The sequence below is a fragment of the Kitasatospora sp. NPDC057223 genome (genome assembly GCF_042669755.1).
Lineage (GTDB): Bacteria > Actinomycetota > Actinomycetes > Streptomycetales > Streptomycetaceae > Kitasatospora.
In genome coordinates, this window is sequence record NZ_JBHUWW010000249.1 from 1 (window position 1) to 4,756 (window position 4,756).

The following is a 4,756-nucleotide window of genomic DNA, read 5'->3' on the forward strand; positions in this document are numbered from 1 at the left end:
CCGCCGGAGCGGGGGGCCTTCGCCGTCGGGCACGGGTCGTCAGCGACCGCGCAGCGAGCGGTACCGCGCGACCAGCGCGGCCGTGGAGCTGTCCAGCGCCTCGGTGCCCTCACCGGTCAGCAGCACGGGCTCGATCCGCTTGGCGAGCACCTTGCCCAGCTCGACGCCCCACTGGTCGAAGGAGTCGATGTTCCAGATCGCACCCTGGACGAACACCTTGTGCTCGTACAGCGCCACCAGCTGGCCGAGGACCGACGGCGTCAGCGAGCCGGCCAGGATGGTGGTGGTGGGGTGGTTGCCCTTGAAGGTCTTGTGCGGCACCAGCTCGGCGGGCACGCCCTCGGCCGCGACCTCCTCCGGCGTCTTGCCGAAGGCCAGGGCCTGGGTCTGCGCGAAGAAGTTCGCGAGCAGCAGGTCGTGCTGGGCGACCAGGCCGGGCAGCAGGTCGGCGACCGGCTCGGCGAAGCCGATGAAGTCGGCCGGGATGACCTTCGTGCCCTGGTGCAGCAGCTGGTAGTAGGCGTGCTGGCCGTTGGTGCCGGGGGTGCCCCAGACGACCGGGCCGGTCTGCCAGCTGACGGGGTTTCCGTCGCGGTCCACCGACTTGCCGTTGGACTCCATGTCCAGCTGCTGGAGGTAGGCGGTGAACTTCGACAGGTAGTGCGAGTACGGCAGCACGGCGTGCGCCTGCGCGTCGAAGAACGCGCCGTACCAGACACCGAGCAGGCCGAGCAGCAGCGGGACGTTCTCCTCCGCCGGCGCCGTCCGGAAGTGCTCGTCGACCAGGTGGAAGCCGTCCAGCATCTCGCGGAACTGCTCCGGGCCGATCGCGATCATCAGCGAGAGGCCGATCGCGGAGTCGTAGGAGTAGCGGCCGCCGACCCAGTCCCAGAACTCGAACATGTTGGCCACGTCGATGCCGAAGTCCGCCACGCCCTCGGCGTTGGTGGACAGTGCGACGAAGTGCTTGGCCACCGCGTCGGTGCCGGCGCGCAGCTCGGTGAGCAGCCAGTCCCGCGCCGAGGTGGCGTTGGTGATGGTCTCGATGGTGGTGAAGGTCTTCGAGGCGACGATGAACAGCGTCTCGGCGGCGTCCAGGTCACGGACGGCCTCGTGCAGGTCGGCGCCGTCCACGTTTGACACGAAGCGGACGTCCAGGTCGCGGGCGGTGTAGGCGCGCAGCACCTCGTAGGCCATCGCCGGGCCGAGGTCGGAGCCGCCGATGCCGATGTTGACGACGGTGCGGATCCGCTTGCCGGTGTGGCCCTTCCACTCGCCGGAGCGGACCTTGTCGGCGAAGGCGCCCATCTTGTCGAGCACGGCGTGCACGGCCGGCACCACGTTCTCGCCGTCGACCTCGACGACGGCGCCGCGCGGGGCGCGCAGCGCGGTGTGCAGGACGGCGCGGTCCTCGGTGGTGTTGATCTTGTCGCCGCGGAACATCGCGTCCCTCAGCCCGGCGACGCCGGTGGCCTCGGCCAGCTCGCGCAGCAGGCCCAGCGTCTCGTCCGTCACCAGCTGCTTCGCGTAGTCCACGTGCAGGTCGCCGACCTGCAGGGTGTAGCGGCTGCCGCGCTCGGGGTCGGCGGCGAACAGCTCGCGCAGGTGCGTCTCGCCGAGCTCCGCCCGGTGCTTCCCGAGGGCCGCCCACTGCGGGGTGCGGTCCAGGGGGGTGCGGCCCGTGGCGGGCTCCGGGCGGGCGTCCAGTTCGGACATCGGAATGCTCCTCGATTCATCTGGGTGCAGATACCGGCAGGCCCAGCGGGAGGGTTGCGCATGGTCCGGCGCGGTACGAGTGGTGCGCCGACTCCGTTGACGGGCTGCCCGGGGCCCAGCCTATGCAACGCCGGAAGACCGCGCGCACATTGCTCGCCGCCCGGACGGGCGCGCCGCCCGCGGAGCCCCGTTCCGGGCCTCAGGTCCGTTCGGAGCGCAGGTCGAGGCCGCGCAGCACCTGGTCGACCATTTCCGGGTCGGCGCCGGGCTCGCTGCGGGCGGCGATCATCTCGCGCCGGGAGGCGGCGATCATCTCCTGCTCGACGACGTGGGCCGCCCGCCACTGGACGGCCCGCTGGCGGGCCTCGGCGGCCTCCTCCTCCGCGTACTTCTCCGGGCAGAGCCGGGCGAGCCGGGAGTGCTGGCGGTCGCGCAGTTTGTCCGCCACCTCGGCGGGCAGTTTGTCCTGCTCCTCCAGTTCGCCGAGCCGGTCGAGGCCCGCCTTGGCGGCCCGCCACCACAGCTCGCGCACCGCCTGTTCGTGGGCGTCGTGATCGGCGTCCAGGTGCAGGAACCGCACCAGCACCGGCAGCGAGAGGCCCTGGACGAGGAGGGTGAAGAGGACCACGCTGAACGCGATGAAGACCAGCCGCCCGCGCTCGGGGAACCCCTCGCCGGAGTGCAGGGTGAGCGGGACGGCCAGCGCCAGCGCGACCGTCGCCACGCCGCGCATCCCGGACCACCACAGGACGACGCTCTCCTGCCAGCTGATCGGGGTGTCCTCCTCCCCGTTGCGCAGCCGCTTGGACAGCCAGCCGGCCGGCAGCAGCCACAGCAGCCGGACGAGCACGACGACGGCGATCACCACGGCGGCGTCGCCGAGCATGCTGGTCCAGCCGGCGCCGGCCTCCTTGAGGACGGTGGCGAGTTCCAGCCCGATCAGTCCGAAGGCGACGCCGGTGATCAGGATCTCGACGATCTCCCAGAACGCGTTGCCGACCAGCCGGTACGCGACCTCGTCGGCGTCGGCGGCCCGTTCGGCCAGGTAGAGGGCGCAGACCACGACGGCGAGCACGCCGGAGCCGTGGATCTCCTCGGCGAGGGTGTACGCGGCGAACGGCACCAGCAGGTTGAGCGCGACCTGCTGGGTGGGGTCCTCCAGCATCCCGGCGAGCTTGCTGTTGAGCCAGCCGAGGCCGATGCCGACGGCCACCGCGAGCACGGCGGAGAGCACGAAGCGCAGCATCGCATGTCCGACCGAGAAGTCGCCGGTGACGACGGCGTCGATGGCCAGGGAGTAGATCACGATCGCGGTGACGTCGTTGAACAGGCCCTCGCTCTCCAGCACGGAGACCAGTCGGCGCGGCAGCCCGACGGCTCCGGCCACGGCTACGGCGGCCACCGGGTCGGGCGGCGAGACGAGCGCGCCGACCGCGATGGCGGCGGCCAGCGGCAGTGCGGGCAGCAGCCAGTGCACGGTGCCCGCGACGGCGATCGTGGTGACCACCACGAGGGCGACCGCGAGCAGCAGGATCGAGCGGATGTTGGCCCGGAAGTAGCGGACGGAGGAGCGCCGGGCGACGGCGAAGATCAGCGGTGGCAGGACCAGCGGCAGGATCAGGTCGGGGTCGATCTCGATGTCGGGGATCTGCGGCACGACGGCCATGACGAGCCCGAGCGCGGTCATCAGGACGGGTTGCGGCACTCCCGTCCGGCGGGCCAGCGGGATGGTGACCACGGAGGTGAGCAGCACCAGGAAGAGCAGTGGCAGCTGGCCCACGGGGAGGTTCCTCTCGGCGTTCGCTTGCGCCGGATCCGTCGTCCGGGCGCGGGTGGCCCCCGACCCCGGGAAAGGATAAGTCGGACAATGCGCTCATCCTTATGCGACACGCCGAATAGCCCTTGACCTCATGCGGACTTCAACTTCCACCATGGTGGGACAACCTGACGACAGGAGAGTCCCCATGAAGGCAGTGACCGTCCCCGAGTACGGCGGCCCCGAAGTCCTGCGGCTGGCCGAGGTGCCCGCACCGCTTCCGGGCCCCGGCGAGGTACGGGTCCAGGTCTACGCGGCCGGGGTGCAGCCCGCCGATCTGGCCGTCCGCTCGGGGTGGACGCCGCCCGGCACCACCGTCGAGCTCCCGGCCGTCCTCGGCAACGAGTTCGCCGGGGTGGTCGACCGGCTCGGCGAGGGCACCCCCGGCTGGGAGGTGGGCGACCAGGTGATCGGCTTCCGGCAGCTCGGCGGGTACGCCGAGTTCGTCACGGTGGACGGCGCCCAGCTGGTCGCCAAGCCCGCCGGCATGCCGTGGGAGCAGGCCGGCTCGCTGTCCGCCTCCGGCCAGACCGCCCACGTCGCACTGAGCGAGCTGAAGGTCGGCGCGGGCGACACCGTCCTCGTCCACGGCGCGGCCGGCGGGGTCGGCACCGTCGCCGTCCAGCTCGCCCGCGCCTGGGGCGCCACCGTGATCGGCACCGCGAGCGAGCGCAACCACGACTACCTGCGCGGGCTCGGCGCGATCCCGGTGACGTACGGACCGGGGCTGGTGGACCGGGTCCGCGCGCTCGCCCCGGACGGGGTGGACGCCGCCCTGGACGCGGCCGGGCACGGCGCCCTGGACGCCTCCGTCGAACTGGTCGCCGACCGCGACCGGATCGGCACCATCACCGACTACCAGGGCGCCCAGCGCCTCGGCGTACTCGCCCTGCGCGGCCCCCGCACCGCGGCCCGGCTCACCGAGCTGACCGAACTGTGGGAGGCCGGCGGCCTGCGGCTGGAGATCGCCGAGACCTTCCCGCTGGGCCGCGCGGCCGACGCCCACCGCCTGGTGGCGGGCGGCCACGTCCGGGGCAAGGTGGTGCTCACGCCCTGAGCGCGGTCCGACGCCGCCCGGGGCCCGGCCCGATTGGCAGATTCCGCCGCTGACCAGGTAATGTTCTCGGCGTCAGGCAGGCGCCGCTAGCTCAGTTGGTTAGAGCAGCTGACTCTTAATCAGCGGGTCCGGGGTTCGAGTCCCTGGCGGCGCACAGACAACCGGAA

General features: G+C 72.1%; 3 protein-coding genes and 1 tRNA gene. 2 read left to right on the forward strand and 2 right to left on the reverse strand.

All coding sequences use genetic code 11. The features are described from left to right. Positions 1–39: 39 nt before the first annotated feature. Positions 40–1,716, reverse strand: a complete 1,677-nt coding sequence (pgi, locus tag ACFUK0_RS39400) for a glucose-6-phosphate isomerase (RefSeq protein ID WP_380258773.1) — start codon at positions 1,714–1,716, stop codon at positions 40–42. Positions 1,717–1,915: 199 nt separating this feature from the next. Further along, positions 1,916–3,496: a Na+/H+ antiporter gene (locus tag ACFUK0_RS39405; RefSeq protein WP_380258775.1), complete on the reverse strand. Its 1,581-nt coding sequence runs from the start codon at positions 3,494–3,496 to the stop codon at positions 1,916–1,918. Positions 3,497–3,680: 184 nt separating this feature from the next. Between ACFUK0_RS39405 and ACFUK0_RS39410 the strand changes: the two genes are divergently transcribed. Together ACFUK0_RS39410 and ACFUK0_RS39415 are read left to right on the forward strand one after the other, a co-directional pair. After that, the gene (locus tag ACFUK0_RS39410) at positions 3,681–4,589 is read left to right on the forward strand and encodes an NADP-dependent oxidoreductase (protein WP_380258777.1); all 909 of its coding nucleotides are present in this window, start codon (positions 3,681–3,683) and stop codon (positions 4,587–4,589) included. Positions 4,590–4,669: 80 nt separating this feature from the next. Continuing rightward, a tRNA-Lys gene (locus ACFUK0_RS39415) sits at positions 4,670–4,743 on the forward strand. Positions 4,744–4,756 lie beyond the last annotated feature (13 nt).